Annotated in this window: 11 protein-coding genes and 2 tRNA genes; 2 read left to right on the forward strand and 11 right to left on the reverse strand. The window is 56.6% G+C overall.

Annotated features, from left to right (window positions below; translation table 11 throughout):
- Window positions 1-659 precede the first annotated feature (659 nt).
- From JQS30_RS10265 to JQS30_RS10305, 9 genes are all read right to left on the reverse strand, one after another.
- Window positions 660-800, reverse strand: a complete 141-nt coding sequence (locus JQS30_RS10265; RefSeq protein WP_213170194.1) for a hypothetical protein — start codon at window positions 798-800, stop codon at window positions 660-662.
- Window positions 801-1,284: 484 nt separating this feature from the next.
- A complete protein-coding gene (locus tag JQS30_RS10270; protein WP_213170195.1) occupies window positions 1,285-1,734 on the reverse strand; it encodes a hypothetical protein in 450 nt (149 codons plus the stop codon).
- A gap of 297 nt (window positions 1,735-2,031) precedes the next feature.
- Window positions 2,032-2,598 (reverse strand): hypothetical protein, encoded by a 567-nt coding sequence (locus JQS30_RS10275; RefSeq protein WP_213170196.1) that lies wholly within the window; start codon window positions 2,596-2,598, stop codon window positions 2,032-2,034.
- A gap of 108 nt (window positions 2,599-2,706) precedes the next feature.
- Entirely contained in the window at window positions 2,707-3,999 is a 1,293-nt protein-coding gene (locus JQS30_RS10280; protein ID WP_213170197.1) for a hypothetical protein, read from the reverse strand.
- 1,009 nt (window positions 4,000-5,008) lie between these two features.
- Window positions 5,009-5,080 (reverse strand) — tRNA-Val (locus JQS30_RS10285).
- 79 nt (window positions 5,081-5,159) lie between these two features.
- Window positions 5,160-5,235: transfer RNA gene (locus JQS30_RS10290), tRNA-Gly, on the reverse strand.
- Window positions 5,236-5,377: 142 nt separating this feature from the next.
- Window positions 5,378-6,079, reverse strand: coding sequence for a class I SAM-dependent methyltransferase (locus JQS30_RS10295; RefSeq protein ID WP_213170198.1), 702 nt, complete (start codon window positions 6,077-6,079; stop codon window positions 5,378-5,380).
- Between the two features lie 31 nt (window positions 6,080-6,110).
- The gene (locus JQS30_RS10300) at window positions 6,111-6,842 is read right to left on the reverse strand and encodes a class I SAM-dependent methyltransferase (RefSeq protein WP_213170199.1); all 732 of its coding nucleotides are present in this window, start codon (window positions 6,840-6,842) and stop codon (window positions 6,111-6,113) included.
- 39 nt (window positions 6,843-6,881) lie between these two features.
- Entirely contained in the window at window positions 6,882-8,093 is a 1,212-nt protein-coding gene (locus JQS30_RS10305; protein ID WP_213170200.1) for an MFS transporter, read from the reverse strand.
- A gap of 715 nt (window positions 8,094-8,808) precedes the next feature.
- Between JQS30_RS10305 and rocD the strand changes: the two genes are divergently transcribed.
- Together rocD and JQS30_RS10315 are read left to right on the forward strand one after the other, a co-directional pair.
- Window positions 8,809-10,020, forward strand: a complete 1,212-nt coding sequence (gene rocD / locus JQS30_RS10310) for an ornithine--oxo-acid transaminase (RefSeq protein WP_213170201.1) — start codon at window positions 8,809-8,811, stop codon at window positions 10,018-10,020.
- Between the two features lie 350 nt (window positions 10,021-10,370).
- Window positions 10,371-11,087, forward strand: a complete 717-nt coding sequence (locus tag JQS30_RS10315) for a LuxR C-terminal-related transcriptional regulator (RefSeq protein WP_213170202.1) — start codon at window positions 10,371-10,373, stop codon at window positions 11,085-11,087.
- Window positions 11,088-11,090: 3 nt separating this feature from the next.
- On the opposite strand, the gene JQS30_RS10320 is transcribed toward JQS30_RS10315, so the two are convergent.
- A complete protein-coding gene (locus JQS30_RS10320; protein ID WP_213170203.1) occupies window positions 11,091-12,332 on the reverse strand; it encodes an MFS transporter in 1,242 nt (413 codons plus the stop codon).
- Entirely contained in the window at window positions 12,329-15,094 is a 2,766-nt protein-coding gene (lanKC, locus tag JQS30_RS10325; RefSeq protein ID WP_213170204.1) for a class III lanthionine synthetase LanKC, read from the reverse strand. Before lanKC ends, JQS30_RS10320 begins: the two co-directional genes overlap by 4 nt.
- Window positions 15,095-15,101 lie beyond the last annotated feature (7 nt).

A 15,101-nucleotide genomic window follows, 5' to 3' on the forward strand; every position in this document is an offset into this window, starting at 1 on the left:
TAAAGAACACCACAGACTCTTATCAGCCAAATGCCAAGTCTCCCGTACTAGATGTTCCAGACACACTTGGTGAATCTATTTAGTTTAATTTCCACACCAGGACGTCGACCATCGCACAAACACATTGATTCAATTTCCGCAAAGTCGCAATTTGCCTCAGAGCAGAGTCTCATTTCCTTTTCATGCTCACATAATGCGCCTTGCTCAACTTGTTTGGTGTTCATGTTGGTTGAGGACCTTGATGGAGCGGGCGAAGTTGTGGAGGCGGGCGATGCGAATGATCGCGATCGCGACAGTGCGTCTCCAAAGCAACAGTCGCGCAAATTTGCAGGTCTTCATTCGCGCGATAGCGCACGGGATGCAGGTTTTACCCTGACCGCATGGAGAGTTGTGCTCCTACTTCCAGGGCGGTAGCGCCTCACCTGCACGGCGGCGGTGAAGGGCGATCGCGCTGGTGGCGAGATAGCCGCCGCTGGCGATCACGAGGTGATCGCCAGCGGATGTACTCGGCCCGGGACTAACCGCAGACCTTGCAGGCGTGAACGCGCAGTAAGGCTACGTCGTGCCCGCCATGACCACCGGCTGCGTGTCGGCGTCGATGTCGACCTGAAGGTTGGTCGAGTACCGGACTTCATGCACGCCTCAGCGATCGACTGGTCTTAGATGGTCACCAGGGTGCCGACGACGATGAGCATCGTGCCCGATGCAAATCGCTTACGCATCCGCGACGTTGGTTTAAGGTCCAGGTTCTCGATGATGCAGTCGGCAGCAGGCTTCGAGCTCCCAAACAAAGGCACCATTTAACGCAGGGTGAGGATGGAACGCCAGGGAGCCGCTACCGGCCACACCCGATCGGACAACGACAAGCCCCAAGGGGCAAGGGGCAAGCACCGACGAAGCGCATCAGAACCTTCGCGTTCAAGCTGACGAACCAATTTAGTGACCGCTGGCCGGCAACCACGCGAATGGCTCGACCCAACACTCCTCGGGGACAGTCACCAAACCCGCCCAGAAATACTCAACCTTTGTGGCACAAGCGATATCAGACAACCTTTAGATGATTCTTCTTCTACCAGATGCTTTCCACAACCTCACCACGATGAATAACTTTAGTGTGAACCTAACCAAGATGTTGTCGAAAATAACGCATGATAACATGCTGACTACTCCAACGACGATCTGCAAATACTCAGTCTATTCAGTAAAGGCTGATGCAGATTTTGACGAGTAAGGAACATACCGTGCCCAGTCGGGGCTCATATATACTCTTTATCGATCATACTTCTATTTTTCTCGAATCCCATGTATAACCTTATAGAAAATAAGAAGGTCATCAGGGTTCCTCTCACTCAGTCCTATCCCGTGCCGAAGCGACAAAGCAAACTCTTTATATCCTATACAAAATTGCACAGGCGGATTTGCCCCACAATCGCAATTCTCTCCACAGAAATAACAAAGTATCCTACCCCTCCAAGAATACCAATCGGCCGGTATCGCTGGATCCACGATCACAAAATTTTTATCCTGAATCATCATTGGATAGACGTTAGGGTCGGTATCATCTTTGTCCCCAGCGACGAGATATGCTATTCTATCGCCCCCCATGACAATTCCATGAACTTCGTACCTCGTTCCGACACTAATTTGCTGCAAGTGATGAACGTTCCTATGAATATCTCCTTTATCATCAACCCACTCTCTCACTTCATCAGAAGAAATACACTCAACCAACACGCTGTTCTCCTTAATTCGCAAACTTAAAATAATCGATTCAGTGATAAAATAAGGACATTCATTGAATTTTATCGAATAGTTTCTGTATAGCGCTAGAGATATTACATATTAGACTTGTTCGTAGGCACTCTCTGAAAATAAGTGTGAAGCATCGCCAACTTGTCAATGAAGAGTTTGATAGGTGCTTATAGTCAGAGCATGTAGAGAATACAGAATAACCATTTATTGAAATAAAGATCCGTGTTCACAGGTGGTTGATTCATTCGTAAGGCGTTGAACGCACAACTCACTCATTTTCTAGTTTACACTGTCTATATTGTCGCAAACATACGCCTTATCGTGTTCAGCCAATGACTCCCTCAATTCTGCGATATATTTATGACGCCGCAGCTCAGGGTGAGCCCCATAAAGCAGGCTATACATTTTATCCATAGCCTGCTCCTTCACAATTCTGTAATCATCAATACTTACCTGAATCGAACCCCCACGTTCGGGGTCAGCCATAGCTTTATCCAGATCAGTCATAATTACGGTGTCTCCCTCGAGAGCAAACACGTAAAATGCAATCCCATTTGACGAAATTGCTTCAACATGCCCCCCTTCGCGCAAAAGCGTTAGTAGCGGAAACGAAAGTATAATTACGTAATCCACAATCGGAAACAAACCGCGTCCGACAGGCGTAAAATCTTGCCCACCAATAACAATCTCTACTTCGACTTCGAATAGATCATATAGCAAAGACCATTCATCGATATCCCCCCAATCCACTGACATAGATTCCGGACTCCAGTCCGCACGCCACGACTCATTCCTTGAAAATGGAAAAAAATTAATATAGTTTCTTTCCTTTGTAATCTCATTCATAAATTACATACTCCAAACAGGATATGCAGTGATCATCCTACCTTCACCATCAACTGCTATCTGGAGAACCTTACGCCCAGTTGCTCCAAATTCCATTCCAGTCTTAGTTCACGAATCTTCCGCTAGGATCAGCAGTTCAAGAGCGACATCAATCAGTACTTTGATCTCATATTCGTCAAAATTGAATCGAGAGCTCATCAGTGAATTGTCATAGAACTTCCGCCATGATGCGACCAGTACTTCGACCAACCTGGCTTCGTCGGCCACAAGGTCGACATCGCGCGCATTAGAGCCTGACAGTAGGTCATTAACGAGATGTTGTCCAGCTCGCATTCCATACTGTGTCAGAGAGAGGTAAAAATAGTTATCTGGTCCTGGTTTTTCAGCATGTCGTGGAACCCACAAAGACTCATAGAGCCATTTTGCCCAGTCGCGCGGCGAGCCAGGGAATGCGGTAAATTCATTGTTACCTGGGTCCTCATCTGGCCCATCTCCGATCTCGACCATTCCATTTTCCACTAGTTGCTGCAATGCTTCTAGCAGAATAGATCGGTGCACAGAATGAGATCGATCTTGGCTCCAGTCTAGGAGTTCAAGCAATTCTCTGGAAAACAACCGTTGATGCTGCAACCTTGCAATCAAGAGCAGCATGGAGATCTGCACGCGGATAATATCATGCTGCCCCTCGTTCCCATATGAATCCTCTTTTGGGTAAAGTACCCCACTTGGGAATCGAATACGCGCAGTCATGTCGCTCCCCAATACAGCATCACAGGCGAGTCTCCCATGGGAATCGAAACTTTCCAAAGTACTCAACGCCGTATAGTTATTATGCCAATCTGAAGTGTGCTTAGCGCGAACCTCAGTGTCGAGCGCGACTCGTGCGACGGTAAGTTGTGCGAACGCTTCTATGGACACCGTGTTTTGTTGATCGGCATCTAGCATTTCAAATCGAGGCAAGGTGATGCCAGCTGCCGTGCACCACGACCGCATTGCCAGATCCGTGATCTGGGCCCCGTCTACAATGTTTTCACACGAAGAACCTATGAGGCCAGACTGGAACGCTTGCCGGTATCGGCGATCCAACATACGACCAGCAGCCGTAGGAATAATCGCAAACCTATCGACGGAATCTGGTGATTCCTCGCTTGGATAGTTCCTATAGATCCATGTAGACCAATCATCAGGGTCTCCCGGCAGTGGCCGAAACATGCTCGAATATCGAGACGCAAAATCAGGGTCCTCATGCCCAGGCACAATCCACCCTCTTCTAAAGCCCGCTGAAATCGCCGCTCTAGCTACATCTTTCCAGTCTCCCGGAAAATACTCTCTAGAAATCATCAAAGTCGCTTCTAGATTAGACTCTATTGCGTCTTCGAAACCCCAATCGAATTCCTGCATTAGCATCCACAGGGCGATCTCACCGTGACTGTCGAGCTCTTCGCACTTTTTCACTATTGTGCCACCAACCTCATCCAATTCACTGATTCACCCAATACTTACTATATCGCTTAGTTCGCTCCCTAGAACTTCCACATCTTCGCCACGCTCAGCAGCGAGCTGCATGGCAAGTTCCTCGCTGTCAACTGCAAGCTCATCGTCAAGGTATTCGGCACAACGGTCGAACTCACGAAGGTCGTCCGGGGCTTGTGCATGTGCAGGAACAACCAAGACAGAGTGACTGTTGCCGTCACAGCGAGAATTGGCAGGGTAGCAGCCTTCAGCGGCCGGGCATAACGAATCGGCTCTTGCGGGGCGGGCACTATGAGATTCTCCATTAAGTTAATGAAAAGGGCACTGCGCGGCTGTTGGTGGGGCACCGCACTCTCCGAGCCACAGTAGACGGCCCTCTGCTCGCCGTCAAGCAGATCTCTTCACACCCACGCACAGGCTCGATCTAGTAACTAACGTACGGCTGTCACGAGCACACTACTTTCAGCAGGTCAATAACGCCTCGCCTCAAACAGACAACAACATCTCACTAGTCAAATGTGACTCTTAGCACTCTTTATAGAATAGATAGTTCATTCATTCGCCTTAATCTGACAGTGCACCTTCCAGACGGTGCCTAGATGCAGTTGCAGGTTAACGACAAATAAGGCACCAGGGCGATAGCCCCACTGTTGGCAATATCGGCTTTAGCTGCAACAACGAAGGAATGCGATCATCTATAGCTGGCGAAACCTACTTCGAGCAAACGGGCGCTTTGTAGATCGCTGCATCGACTGGCAGCAGAGTCCATGAGATAGCCACCGACTACACGGGACATCAAATGGGCAATGAAGTGAGCGACAGCTAATGGAACCGAGGAAGTCTGCTGTAGGCCGACCCGACTTACCTAAATGCCAACACGCACAAAGAAAGGGACCATCGACTAGATGGCCCCTCATGCTCTCTTCGAGACTCTGAGTGGACGATACTGGGATCGAACCAGTGACCTCTTCCGTGTCAGGGAAGCGCTCTCCCGCTGAGCTAATCGTCCTTATCCGGCGAGCCGGACCCGGGGAGGATGCCTAGTGGCAGTCCCACAATAAAACCCAGACCGCGAAGCCTGGGTTTCGTGGAGCGGAAGACGGGGTTCGAACCCGCGACCTACACCTTGGCAAGGTGTCGCGCTACCAGCTGCGCCACTTCCGCAAAGTATCGTTTGCGAGGTTTCCCTCGCTGGCGATACCAATACTTTAACGTACTCCTCTTCGGGACTTTCAAGACCCTCCACTCCCGCGTGACGACACTATTATCGCAGCTAGGAGGCCCACTCATGCGCTCGTGATATGGGTTACTTCCGGGAAGCGACCGTGATGATCTCGTCATCATCGTCCTCAAACGGCCGCAGATCGAAGTTCCCATACTGATGGTCGACCTTCAACCCCGCGTCCGCTATGAACTGTGCAAGCGACGGGCGGTCAAGGAATCGCAGGCTCGAGCGGCTGAGAGACGGCTTCTCCCAGGACGCGCTGTTCATGGTCTCGGTAAAGGTGACAGTGTCTCCTTCGACCGACTCCAGGTCATGACGCACCTGAATCACTTCGCCATTAGGCCCCTTGATCTCCTTTTGATACTCACTGGTCCACCGCTCCCAAGCCCTCCGGAGGGGATTGCGCGTCTCGAAGACAAACCGGCCGTCCTCAGCCAGCGCGCGCCGGATTGCCTCAAGCGCCCCGGCGATCTGTGCATCGTCGACCAAGAATTGGAACGCATGCCCGGTCATGATGATCAGGTCGAACTCTTGTCGCCAATGCATAGCCGAGACGTCTGCGCACACCCACTCGATGTCGCCGCGAGCGCGAGCTACCTCAAGCATGGGTTCGGACGGGTCAAGACCGCACAAGCGTCCTGGATGGCCGGCTTCGCGGGCCGCACGCAGAAAGGCACCGGTTCCACAGCCCACATCCAAGACTGAGCGAGACCGCATGATCAGGTCTAGGTAGAAGTCCGCATCTGGTCGGCCCGTACACAATGTGTCGTATATCTGAGCCATGTGCGGCTCACCGTAATAGGCCATAACTGCTTCACGGGCGTTTCGCGAGCGTGATGATGTCGCGGCTATGTGCGTCAATGGGCCGCCCGTCCCAATAGCCGTACTGCTCTGCGACGACAAAACCAGCTTTGGCGAGCAAGGAGTTCACCTGGTCGAGGGTGAAAAAGCGCAATTGGCACGTTCGGGTATCGGGTGCGGCCCAACGGGCGCTCTCCATCGTCTCGTCTATGGAGATGACAATGTTCGACTTGTCCAACGGAGGTTCAACCCTCTGAGACATGGTCACCTTGTCTCCCTCGAAAGTGAATGTCGCCGGTTCATCGGACCATGACTCCCATGCCTTGGCGCGGGGATCACGAGTACCAAAGAGGAAGCTGCCGCCTGGGCGCAGAGCGCGAAAAACCCCGTCGAGCAAAGTCGTCACGTCCTCATCGGATACGAGTTGCTGGAACGCGTTCCCCGTCATCACCGCAAGATCAAACTCTCGATCCCACGTATGCGTGGACATGTCGCCGTGGACCCATTCGACCTCACTGCGAACCCGAGCCCGTTCCAGAGCCCATGGGTCGGGGTCGATACCGACTAGCCTCCCGGTGAACCCGGCATCGAGCGCGCCGTGGAGGACCCGGCCAGTTCCGCATCCCACATCGAGTACTGCCTGAGCCTTCTTAATCCGGTCAAGGACAAAATCGTCATCCAGCCCCCAGGTATTGAGCACGTCATAGATGGCGGCGATGTCTCGTTCGAGCGCTGCATCAGGCATGCGCACAGTTTTACCGCTGCGCCAGTTCCGCGCAACGTATTAAACCCCCAGGTTTTCGTTGCGCAGCATTCGGCGGCTGGTCTCGATGAGCGCTGCGGCCAAGAGCATGCAGGCGGCCGCCGCCACCCATGCGGCTTGGTATCCACTGTGGTCGACCAAGAGGCCAAAGCCCAGCGGGCCCAAAGCGCCACCGATGTAGACACCGGTCTGTGTCACTCCGGTGGCGGCCGCCGGGGTGTGTCGATACAGGCTGGCGACTCCGAAGTTCAACAAACCGGGCCATGACCAACCGAATGCGAATGCCAAGATTGTCGCCACTGGCAGCAGCCAATGGGATTCGAGGGTAAACGTCAGCAGACCGGCGGTCCCGATCAGAAGCAACACGACGATGATGGAGAACGGGTTTGTCCCCCCGTTTCGGTCGGCGATCCCCCCGACGAAGGTACGGGCGAATACTCCAACCAAGCCGCCCAATGTCAGGTTGAGTCCAGCCAGGCTCGCCGAAACCCCAATGGACGTCGCGTAGTCGGCCAAGAAGGAACCCGTCGGTGTCGCTCCGGTCGCCGCCACACCGGTGGCCACTGTCATGAGGATCAGACCGGGGCTCATGACGCTCTTGGCCGGTGCCGGGTTCGTTCTTTCGCTCTGTGAGGCAGGCACATTTTTGCGGCGCGCTGGGATGCCCCGAAGTTGCGGAATTGCCAAGAGGCTCAATACGGCGGCGGCTATGAACGCCCAGCGCCACCCCACCGTCAGGGCCAACAGTGGCACCGATGCCCCCGCCAGCATTGTCGACATCGGAATAGCGGCCTGTTTCAGGCCAAAGAGGAGACCTTTGTGTTGCGGGGAGCCGTATGTGGCGAGGATGGCGTTCGCCGCCAACTGACCAAAACCGTTGGCAGGGGCGGCTAGAGCCATCAGAATTGCCAGCACAGCGAAGCTATGCGCGAACACGGCCACGGCGATCAAACTCGCCGCAGCCAGGCCAATTCCGACATAGGAGCCAGCGATCATCCCAAACTTCTCGACGGCGCGCCCACACAGAATGGACGTCACGCCCGAGACGGCGAAGTAGAGGCTGACCACCAGACCCAGTTGGGTGGCCGACATCGACAGTTCGGCGATAATCTGCACTGCAAGACCACCGAGCAGGAATACCGGGATGACCGAGCCGATGGTGACCGCCAGCGCTGCGGTCGCGGCACGGGTCGATGAGACCGGAGGTAGGTCTTTAGTGATTAGTTGAGTCACGGCTTCCACGCTAGGCGAGCCTGTGGGCTTGGGGTAGAGCTGCCAGATGTGACAAATGAACACTTGCACGGGTATCTCTTTGGTGCCATTTGGCCCCTGCTGTCACATATGTTGTTCGGTTTTCATTCCGCTCGGAGGTCCGAGCGGGTGAATATACAATCAGACCGATGCAATCTCATCCGTAAAAACGCAGGTAGAGGGGCATTTTTTCCTCACATCGCCACTACCCCGGCCGGAGTGGTCGTTGCGCGTATGTTGCAATGCCTCTACATCGTGAGCCCAATCGCACCACAACGGGACCTGGAGGTTCGTTGACGCCTTTTGCCTGTGTGACGCTGAGCCGACCGCAGCGCGCCGCCGCCCGCCGTGTGGGTGTTTCGGCCGCGCGGGTACCGCGCCGTGCCAGGGTGCGGCTTCGCGGCGACTCCAAGGTCCACGTGTGGGTCCGTAGGCGAATTTTGATGCGTGTCGTCCAAGGTCGCCTTGCCCGTCCGCGATACGATGCGGCACTCGTCTGCGCTCACCGCGCACAGCCCGTGGCCTTTTCTCGCCCTGGTCGGGGCGTCGCTTTGGTCGCGGCTCGTCCCGCGTTCTTCGCGTACTTCCGCGTTGTGGCCTCGCGGCGCGAGAATGGCGGTTTTGGACGACAGCGCCCACACTCTCTTTTCTCCACGATGAATCGTTTCCGCAATTTCGAGAGCAAGAGGATTTCACCATGACCTCATCCGCCGACCTCATCAAGCTGGAAGACCAGCATGGCGCGCACAACTATCACCCGCTGCCGATCGCGCTCGCTGAGGGCGAAGGAGCCTGGGTCACCGATACCGAGGGCAACCGTTACCTCGACTTGTTGTCGGCCTACTCGGCGATGAATTTCGGCCATCGTCACCCTCGTTTGGTGGAGGCGACTCACAAGCAGGTCGACCGGCTTACGCTGACCAGTCGCGCTTTCCACAACGACCAACTGGGTCCGTTCGCCGCCGAGCTGGCCGCGTTGGCGGGCATGGATTCCGTTCTCCCGATGAACACTGGCGCTGAGGCTGTGGAGACTGGGATCAAGACGGCCCGCAAGTGGGGTTACCAGCGCAAGGGCGTGGCTGCCGACCAGGCTCGCATTATTGTCTTCGATGGGAACTTCCACGGCCGCACCACCACGATCGTCGGTTTCTCGACTGATGACAATGCCCGTCAGGACTTTGGGCCGTTTGCGCCTGGGTTCGACATTGTCCCGTATGGGGATGCGCAGGCGCTAGAGGCGGCTATCACGGAGAACACGGTGGCGGTGCTGTTCGAGCCCATTCAGGGTGAGGGCGGGGTTGTCATTCCTCCGGCCGGCTGGCTGGAGCGTATCCGGCAGTTGTGCGACGAGCACAATATGCTCATGATCGCCGACGAGATTCAGTCGGGCCTTGGGCGCACCGGATACACGTTCGCCTGTGAGCGCGAGGGCGTGCGCCCTGACGTGTATCTGTTGGGCAAGGCCCTTGGTGGCGGGATCATGCCGTTGTCGGCGATGGTGGCCGACCGAGCGGTTATGGACGTTTTCAGCCCTGGGCAGCATGGTTCGACGTTCGGTGGCAACCCGCTGTCGGCCGCGATTGGCCGCGAAGTGGTCGCCATGTTGAGTTCCGGTGAGTGGCAGCAACGCTCTCTTGATCTGGGCAAACACCTGTCCAACGCGCTTAGTCAGATTGATCCGAATCTCATTAAAGAGATTCGGGTGTGTGGTTTGTGGGCTGGCGTGGAGTTGTCCGAGGCCGCCCCGCCCGCTCGCGAGGTGTGTGAGCGGATGGCCAAGGCTGGGGTTCTGTGCAAGGAAACGCACAGTACGACGATCCGGATTGCCCCGCCGCTGGTCATTACTCCCGAGGAGCTAGACCACGCCGTTGATGTGTTGAAGGAAGCGCTTTCTCAGTTAGAGGTGTGATCCGAGAGGGGGGTGAGGGCCAAGAGCCATCACCCCCCTCTCGATATGGAAGTGTCATATGAGGTCAGGCGGGCTTCCGGGTTTGAAGAGAATGGTGAACAAGTCTATGTGCAAGCGCTTACATCACTGGCGGAATTTGACTACAAACCCAGATTATGAGGATTACTCCGGTTCAGACTCCGACATGTCGTTGATCTGACAGGCGACGGTCACTAGGGCCTATAGACATGATCTTCATCACGGTCTTAGCGTGTCTAAGTCGGACCCACCCCGACGAGAATCCGCGTCGTGGCAATGGCACCCCGGAATGCTATAGCCACTCCATCGAGCCCTGAAGGATGACGCCACATATGACCCCACCCTCTGCTTTCACTGCCCCACTGTTCAACGAAGAGGATACCTTCATACAACCTCCAGCAACGCACTCACCTACGCACACCGTCTCCATTACCGGCCACCCAATGTTCGTCGCAGGGCTGGAATGGCTTGTCAACGCCTCAAAACAGCTGAGAGTGGTATCAAGCTTCACCGGACGCGACCTAACCTCGTCCCTACGCAAAAGCCGCACCGCCGACGCCGCAGTCGTCGACTTCGACTACCACAGCGGAGTCAGCGGATCGCTCTTGCGCAAGCTCTACGCGGAAAACACCAACCTCATTGTCTTCTCCGCAGGAGCCGACTGGGCCCGAGTACAAGAGGCCATCGGTTGGGGAGCCATCGGATACATCGACAAGTGCGCCTCACCCGAGCAAATCCTCACCGCGATCCACCTCGTCGCAGGCGGATCAGCGGTCTTCAGCCCTCACCTAGCCACCCAGGTCACCAGCCGACTCCAGCAGTCAACCGAAACTGCGTCCTTCCCCAACCTCACCCCACGCGAGAACGAAGTACTCGCGCTGGTGGCTACAGGCATGGACAATTTCCAGATCGCCAAACAACTGGGGGTTTCAAGAAAGACTGTCCGCAACCATCTGTCCCACCTGCTCGCCAAGCTCGGCGTCGCCAGCCGTTCCGAAGCCATCGCTCGTGCCCATGACGCCGGCATGGGCACGAGCGATTTCGGCTAGCTCCTAAGCCTTAGCCTCTCGCGGCTGCGAGCCCGGCCGGACATCCAGGCCGGGCAACGTCGCCGCCAGCAAAGCCACGAAGACAAATGCCCCGGCAATGACCAGCTGTGTGGCTGCGGTGGAGAGGAAGTAAAGCATCAATCCCGCCAATAGCGGCGCGAAAGGTTGCAACGCGCTGGAGACAAACGCAGAGCTACTTGAAGCTCGGCCCAGTACCTCTTTCGGGACAGCCAAGAGGGTCGCCGCCGACAGCGCGGTGTTGACGGTCGGCCCCAAAAGCATCACTGTCGCCAAGACGGCGGCGAACAAAATCGGGCTGCCCGACCAAGCCGCCACCACCAGTACTGATCCACGTACCAGAGCCGAACCGACGATAAGGGTCCGCATCCCCAAGCGCCGGTACAGGAAAGGAGCGATAAGCGCGCCGACGAGGCCGGCCCCTGCGGCGGCGCTCAACGACGCGCCCAAGACCACGCTATCGGAGGCGTTGTCGATGATGAGGACGAACATCAGTGCCGAGACCGCCACGTTGGTTGTCACCGAGTAGATCGTCTTCGACCTAAGAAAGGTGTTGGTCCACAGGACCTTCCATCCGGTCCCGATGTCAGGCAGCAGGCGCCCTATCGTCGGTTTGGATTCCGGCTTGAGTGATGTCTTGATGCGAGAAACGAACAGCATCGAGATCAGGTTCGTAACCACATCGGCGATAAGCGGCGCGGATCTAGCCACGGCGAAGAGGCCACCGCCGATCGAGGGCCCCGCCATCGAGATGGCGTATCCCCGTGCCGTGGACATACTGATCGCCTCGGGGATGTGATCACGGTCGACGATCTGGCGGATCGCCTGCCGCTGAGCGGCACCGAAGACTATCGCCAGCACACAGGCAGCCATGTAGACGGCCATGAGCGCCCACACCGACGCATAACCAGTCACCAGCGCGATGATGAACCCGCCGTAGAGAAAGGACTGCGTTCCCTGACACCACAGCATGATCTTGCGTCGGTCGAACATGTCCGCGATATAGCCTGCGGGCAAGTGCGCCAGCCACATCGCGACAAATCCCGCCGTGCCCATGAGACCCGCCATGACTTCGTTTCCGGTCATCGCGATCGCCAACAAGGGAATAGCCAGCATCGAGATGCTGCCGCCCAGTTCGGCGACGCCTTGACCGATCCAGAGTTTCCCGAAGTCCCGATTGGCTCTCAGGGCACCAACCCTGCTGCGGTAGGTAGACGTATCTGTCATGTTCGGTCAACTCGGCGGGGAAGAATCTCGTCCAGCATGAAGTTCAAGTTCGGGGCCACGGTCTCTTGCGAGTTCGCGAGCCGATGCAAGAAGAGCGCCACTCCCGCTGAGCCAGTGGAGATATCGCCCGACTCCCGCATCGCCTGTTCGCCGGGAAACGCGATGCCCTCAGGGCAGTCGATCCCATAGAGCAAAATGCCCTCGGCGGTACGCCAGGCCTCGGCCACGGCCTCGGGGCGGGCGGCGAACTGGGCCACGTCCAACAGCGCGTTCCCCACCCCGGCCAAACCGTGGAACAGTTGTGGCAAGACTGCGTACTTGCGGCAGATGTCAGGGAGCAAACGGTCAACCCAGGCCTCCAGTTCAGGGTCCCCGGTGACAGCCACATAGCGCACCAGCGCTGTCAGGACTCCTGCGGTTCCCCGGTCCCAATAGCCACGGAACACCGCGTCGCGGTCGGGGTCGGCGTCGCCTCGGAAGGTGGTGATGAACTCGTTGAGTTCCACCGCATGAGACAACTCGAAGTCCAAAGCGGCCCGGCCCAGTTTCAGGTGCGCCTCATCCTGCCCGGCCGCATAAAGGTAGAGCAGAAACATCGCTACTCCGGATGAGCCATAGGCATAACCCAAGGGGGTGCTGACAGTTCCTTCGGCGTCGGTGGCCTCCCAGTATGCGCCCACAGTGCCCTTGAGCGCCGTGCTGGCCAAATGGTCACCAATGGAGCGAGCGACATCGAGGAAGTGCTCGTCTCCACCCTCATGCCACAATTTAAGGCACGCCATACCCACACCGGCGCTTCCGTGCATCACATCGTGATCGTTGTGCAGTAGCGGGTTGTCGCCTATGTCTGTCAGCAAAGACTTCGCGTAATCGGTGTAGCCCAGTTCGGAGAGCACCCAGGAGATTCCACCGAGCCCATGGTAGAGACCAGGCGGGGTGCCAGTCGGTTTAATGGTGCGCTCTAGCACCCATCCGCGCAGTTGGTCAGACACCTCGCCGTCGACGTGATGCAGCACGTGCATGACGCCCAGCGCACCATGCGCCACACCCAGCGGATTGGTTTCGAACACTCCCACATCCGCGGGGAACAATCGGTCGTCACGTTCGGTCGTCGCGGTGTTCCGCAGGTACTTAGAGATACCCTCGACAGTTTCCTTAGTACGTTTGCGCAGCTGCTCGACTCGGTCTCGGTCGAAAGTCTCGCTGGCCGGCCGCGCCAACGGAATCGTCTCGGGCCAGTTCTCCGCCGAGGTGATCGACATGGCGGCCAACCGGGTGCGGACGTGGCCCGCATCGAGCCGCAAGGGCTGGCTCGTGTCGGTGAGCTCCGAGATCAACTCGACGAAATCTGCGGGTACGCCCAGGTCGGACTGTAGTTCACGCAGAAAACTTGGCAGGGCTTCGGGGCGATAGCCCAGGTAGGTGTTCAGCAGCATGATTGAGCCAAACAGCATGGCTCCCAACGCGTAGAGATCGCCCTGGGCGGTGGGGACGCCAGTGCGCATGTTTTCAGGGCTGGAGATTCCTTTGGTGTGGACGCCGAGTGGGGCATCGGTGCCAATCTGAATGGCCGCGTCCAGGTCGATCAGCTTCACCCTGTCAGTGTCCTCTTCGACCAAGACGTTGGTCCAGGAGAGATCACCAAAGACGATTCCTTTGGCGTGGGCTTCCTCCAAAGCCGCAGCGAACTGCTCAAACATTCCCAGCATCCGCGTGTAGTACGACGAGAAGTGTTCTGGAGTCAACTCCTGGGTGTACAGGGGATTTGAACTAATGGAGATTTGACTCAGCTGATTGCCCGAGACAAATTCTTCAGCCAGGAAACAGTGCTCCCATTCATCGAAAATGGCCGCGGGCGTCACAAAGTAGGGGCTGTCAGACAGTTCGGCCAACAATCGGTGTTCCTTGCGCAGCACGTCGATGCATTCTTGAGCCATTCCCGGGGAGCCGATCTGAACGTGAGGCCGGGCTTCCTTAATCACAACCTCGAGGCCCGTCTGCGAATCAATCGCCCGGTAAACACCGCCGCGGTTGGAAAATTGCAATGCCTCAACCACATCGAAGCGGCCGCCTAGAAGTTCTTCCTCCCCCGCGTCGTTTTCGTCGACAATGTCGCCAGCGGGCTTTCCGAACGGATCGACGTCAACCCACTCCGGGGCATTCCAGTACGGGTGGCGGATGTCGGGGACCAGGGTTCCGTCAGGAGCGGCGATCATCAAGTTGACCGCGCCATCGGAGCGAACCTGCGGAATGCCAGCGAAACCGCCGTATCGATAGTGGACGACGCTGGAGCCCTCAACCCGACGATCCGACAGGATATAGGGACCTTGGAAAGATTTCAGCTTCGTCGACAGCTCCAGTGCCAGGCTGCGGAACTGGTCATCATCCTCAGGGTAGATCGTGAAGAACTTACCGCTAGAGCCACGCGGCCAGATTTTACCGTTCACCATAGAGACGGCTTTGGGATCGAGAAGGAACTTAAATTGTGCGCCGTGGTCACGCAAGATGGGCAAAGCCTCGCGTAGCATCCGGACGCTGTCTTCAGTCCGGGTCGACAAGTGCAGTTTCCACCCCTGGGCTTTGAGACGCCCTTGGGGCGGGTCGGCGATGAACCACAGGCCCCGTCGACGCAGGCCCCAATCCCGGGGCATCGTGTCTCGGTAGACCGCCAAGTGATCCCCGCCTGGGACGTATCGCGACAGGGAGTCGAACCAACGTGGATGTTGCAGGCAGTAGATGTAGAGCGTTTCCATGGCGTACATTGACGGT

It is taken from the genome of Natronoglycomyces albus (assembly GCF_016925535.1).
GTDB lineage: Bacteria > Actinomycetota > Actinomycetes > Mycobacteriales > Micromonosporaceae > Natronoglycomyces > Natronoglycomyces albus.

Coding starts and splice junctions, on each gene's coding strand:
- JQS30_RS10265 (WP_213170194.1), bottom strand. CDS start 800: ATGGTGCCTTTGTTTGGGAGCTCGAAGCCTGCTGCCGACTGCATCATC.
- JQS30_RS10275 (WP_213170196.1), bottom strand. CDS start 2,598: ATGAATGAGATTACAAAGGAAAGAAACTATATTAATTTTTTTCCATTT.
- JQS30_RS10280 (WP_213170197.1), bottom strand. CDS start 3,999: ATGCAGGAATTCGATTGGGGTTTCGAAGACGCAATAGAGTCTAATCTA.
- JQS30_RS10295 (WP_213170198.1), bottom strand. CDS start 6,079: ATGGCTCAGATATACGACACATTGTGTACGGGCCGACCAGATGCGGAC.
- JQS30_RS10300 (WP_213170199.1), bottom strand. CDS start 6,842: ATGCCTGATGCAGCGCTCGAACGAGACATCGCCGCCATCTATGACGTG.
- rocD (WP_213170201.1), top strand. CDS start 8,809: ATGACCTCATCCGCCGACCTCATCAAGCTGGAAGACCAGCATGGCGCG.
- JQS30_RS10315 (WP_213170202.1), top strand. CDS start 10,371: ATGACCCCACCCTCTGCTTTCACTGCCCCACTGTTCAACGAAGAGGAT.
- JQS30_RS10320 (WP_213170203.1), bottom strand. CDS start 12,332: ATGACAGATACGTCTACCTACCGCAGCAGGGTTGGTGCCCTGAGAGCC.
- lanKC (WP_213170204.1), bottom strand. CDS start 15,094: ATGTACGCCATGGAAACGCTCTACATCTACTGCCTGCAACATCCACGT.